We start from the raw sequence: 202 nt of genomic DNA, 5'->3' as shown, positions 1-202 counted from the left end.
ACGCTCGGACTGCTGCTCGCGGTGCTGGTTACGGCCGCGAGCGTGCAGGACTCCGCCGCCGGCACCCACTTGGTCGACCAGGTCGCGGCCGCGCACCCCGCCATCCGCAAGGTCTGGGTCGACGGCGGCTACCGCCAGCACCTCGTCGAGCACGCCGCCGCCCTCGGCATCGACATGGAAATCGTCCAACGGACCCCTGGAA

The 202-nt window shown here is 71.3% G+C and carries 1 protein-coding gene; it reads left to right on the top strand.

Annotated elements, in window-relative coordinates:
* Positions 1 to 202: transposase (locus OP79_RS49565; RefSeq protein WP_033330119.1), on the top strand; the 202-nt coding region annotated here is incomplete at both ends.

The sequence above is a fragment of the Streptomyces yerevanensis genome, assembly GCF_000716805.1.
Lineage (GTDB): Bacteria > Actinomycetota > Actinomycetes > Streptomycetales > Streptomycetaceae > Streptomyces > Streptomyces flaveus.
This window is presented reverse-complemented; position numbering and strand designations above follow the sequence as displayed.